Origin of the sequence: uncultured Frigoribacterium sp. (assembly GCF_963515265.1) — a bacterium.
Classification (GTDB): domain Bacteria; phylum Actinomycetota; class Actinomycetes; order Actinomycetales; family Microbacteriaceae; genus Frigoribacterium.
Map to the genome: position 1 here is coordinate 1 of NZ_CAUPYL010000269.1, position 2,769 is coordinate 2,769.

The 2,769-nt window shown below is 73.0% G+C and carries 3 protein-coding genes; 2 read left to right on the forward strand and 1 reads right to left on the reverse strand.

The genetic code is table 11. The annotated features are described in order from the left end of the window. Positions 1-61: 61 nt before the first annotated feature. Both RWM17_RS13765 and RWM17_RS13770 read left to right on the forward strand, forming a co-directional pair. Positions 62-991 (forward strand): alpha-E domain-containing protein, encoded by a 930-nt coding sequence (locus RWM17_RS13765; RefSeq protein WP_192042413.1) that lies wholly within the window; start codon positions 62-64, stop codon positions 989-991. Next, positions 988-1,833 carry a transglutaminase family protein gene (locus tag RWM17_RS13770; RefSeq protein WP_123547111.1) on the forward strand — a complete coding sequence of 282 codons (846 nt, stop codon included), beginning with the start codon at positions 988-990 and terminating at the stop codon, positions 1,831-1,833. The genes RWM17_RS13765 and RWM17_RS13770 overlap by 4 nt, the downstream gene beginning before the upstream one ends. A 158-nt stretch (positions 1,834-1,991) precedes the next feature. Here the strand turns inward: RWM17_RS13770 and RWM17_RS13775 are convergent. Continuing rightward, a partial coding sequence (locus tag RWM17_RS13775; RefSeq protein WP_314104596.1) for an endo alpha-1,4 polygalactosaminidase occupies positions 1,992-2,769 on the reverse strand: 778 nt, incomplete at its 5' end.

Sequence of the window (2,769 nt, forward strand, 5' to 3'; positions counted from 1 at the left end):
AGCAACAGCAGCAGCAACAGCAGCAGCAGGCGAGACCCGCCACCACGACCGAAGGACGACCATGCTGAGCCGCATCGCCGAGAGCCTCTTCTGGATCGGCCGGTACATCGAGCGGTCCGACGGGACGGCGCGCATCCTCGACGTGCACCTGCAGCTGCTGCTCGAGGATCCGTGGATCGACGAGGACACCGCCTGCCGCAGCCTCCTCGCGGTGATGGGCAGCGAGGCCGCCTCCGACGAGGCGCTGACACGAGGCGACGTGCTCGCGCGGCTCGCCGTCGACCGGCACGACCCGGCCTCCATCGCCTACTCGCTCGGCGCCGCCAGGGAGAACGCCCGACGGGCTCGCGAGATCGTCTCGACAGAGCTGTGGGAGTGCCTCAACACGACCCGTGCCCGCATGCCGCGCAAGGTCGCGGACGACAAGGTGCACGAGTTCTTCGCCTGGGTGCGGGAGCGGAGCGCGCTCGCCGTGGGGATCATCGAGAGCGCCACGAGCCGCGACGAGGTGTGGCAGTTCTTCACGCTCGGCCGCTCGATCGAGCGCGCCGACATGACGGCGCGGCTGCTCGCCACGCGCACGCTGACCGAGGCGTCGGGGCCGTCGTGGACGACGATCCTCCGCTCGTGCGGCGCCTACGAGGCCTACCTGCGCACCTACCGGGGCGTGCCGAGCGCCCGCAACGCGGCGGAGTTCCTGCTGCTCGACCGGCTGTTCCCGCGCAGTGTGATGTTCGCGGTCAGCCGCGCCGAGGCGTGCCTCCGCGAGGTCGAGCCGTCGAACGGGCGGGTGATCGCGACCGACGGCGGCGTGCGGATCCTCGGGCAGATGCGCAGCGAGCTCGAGTTCCGGCCGATCGGCGACATCCTCGACGACCTGCCGGCCCAGATGGACGCCGTCCAGGCGGCGACGAGCGCCGCCTCCGAGGCGATCCGTCAGCGGTACTTCCCGACCAGCGCGGCGCCGACCTGGGTCGGTGAGCGATCGTGAGCCGGCTGCGGATCCGCCACCACACCGGCTTCTCCTACGCCGGCGAGGCCGTCGCGAGCTACAACGAGGCGCGCATGCTGCCGGCGCACGCCGAGGGGCAGTTCGTCCTCTCGTCGCACCTCCGCATCGACCCGGCCGCGGGGACGCACGAGTACGTCGACTACTGGGGCACCCGGGTGTCGGCGTTCGAGGTGCTGCTGCCGCACCGGCAGCTGTCGCTGACGGCGACGTCGACCGTCGAGCTGCGCCCGGTGCTGCACCCCGAGACGACGACGGGCTGGGACGACCTGGCCCGGGTCGCCGGCGCCACCGCCCAGTTCGTCGAGCACCTCGAGCAGACGCCGCTGACGGCGCCGCCGGCCGACCTGGTCGACCTGGCCCTCGAGGCGAAGGGGGCGTCGACCTCGCCCTGCTCGACCGCGATGGAGATCTGCCAGAGGGTAGGAGGCGCGGTCCGGTACCTGCCCGGCGTCACCAACGTGAAGACGACGGCCGCCGAGAGCTGGGCCGCCCGGGCCGGGGTCTGTCAGGACATCGCGCACGTGACCGTGGGGGCGCTCCGCGCGGCGGGGATCCCGGCGCGGTACGTCAGCGGGTACCTGCACCCACGGCCGTCGGCGGAGTTGCGCGAGACGGTCACGGGCGAGTCGCACGCCTGGATCGAGTGGTTCTGCGGCGCCTGGCACGGCTACGACCCCACCAACCTGATCGACATCGGCGACCGTCACGTGGTCGTCGGCCACGGCCGGGACTACCGCGACGTGCCGCCGCTGCGCGGGGTGTACGCGGGGTCGGGCGCGTCGTCGCTGTTCGTGACGGTGGAGATCACCCGCGAGGCGTAGCCGCGCGCCGCAGCTCCTCCCGCGTGCGAGCGAGAGTCGGCGGCGGGTCGCTCTGGCATGCGGCGGGTTCCTGTGGCGTGCGGCGGGTTCCTGTCATGCGTGGCGGGTGGGCGCTGACCCGCCGCGGGCCACGGGAACCCGCCGACATGCACTCAGGGTCAGCAGTGGGTGAACGAGTACGCGGGGTCGTCCGCGGGCACGAGATCGCGGTCGCGCACGACCGTGCTGTGCGGGGTCGACTCGCGCGAGCACAGCCCCTCGACCGTGTCGCGCAGGTCGTCCGTGTACTCGATCGCGAGCACGTTATCGCCGTACACGTCCGTGAACGCCCCGCACTCGGAGTACAGGTCGCACTCCTCGACGACGGCGAAGTCGAAGCCGATCTCGTCGCGGCCGCGCGCCTCCAGCTCGGCGGTGTTCTTCTGGCCGGCGGCGAGGCCTGCCTGGTGGGTGCGCGCGACGAGCAGCGTCGCGAAGGCGACCGCGTCGTCGAGGTCGAGCGCGCCGTCGGAGCGGCTGTACGAGTCGAGGTTGTCGAACTCCACCGCGTCGAAGCCGGCCGCCGCGCAGCCGTCGATGACCGGAGCCTGCAGCTCGGCCAGCGCCTCCCTCGCCTCGGCGGTGGAGGTGTCGAAGAGGTGCTCGTCCGGCCAGCCGGGGTCGACGAGCAGCCCGCCGGAGGCGTCGTGCAGCAGCAGGGACTCGGGCCAGACCGCGCCGGGCTGCGTCTGGAACCCGTTCACGTAGCAGATGTCGAACCCGGCGCCGGCGGGCTCGTCGGTGCTGTCGCGGGCGACGACCGTCACGCCGTCGGGCACGGGGGAGGCGCCTCCGAGCTGGTAGTCGAAGCCGGCTCCGGCGGGCCAGAGGTCGGCGCCGGAGGCGCGGCCCGGGTCGGCAGCACCGGTCGCCTCCGAGGGCGCCGCACCTGCACCG

Coding starts and splice junctions, on each gene's coding strand:
- RWM17_RS13765 (WP_192042413.1), top strand. CDS start 62: ATGCTGAGCCGCATCGCCGAGAGCCTCTTCTGGATCGGCCGGTACATC.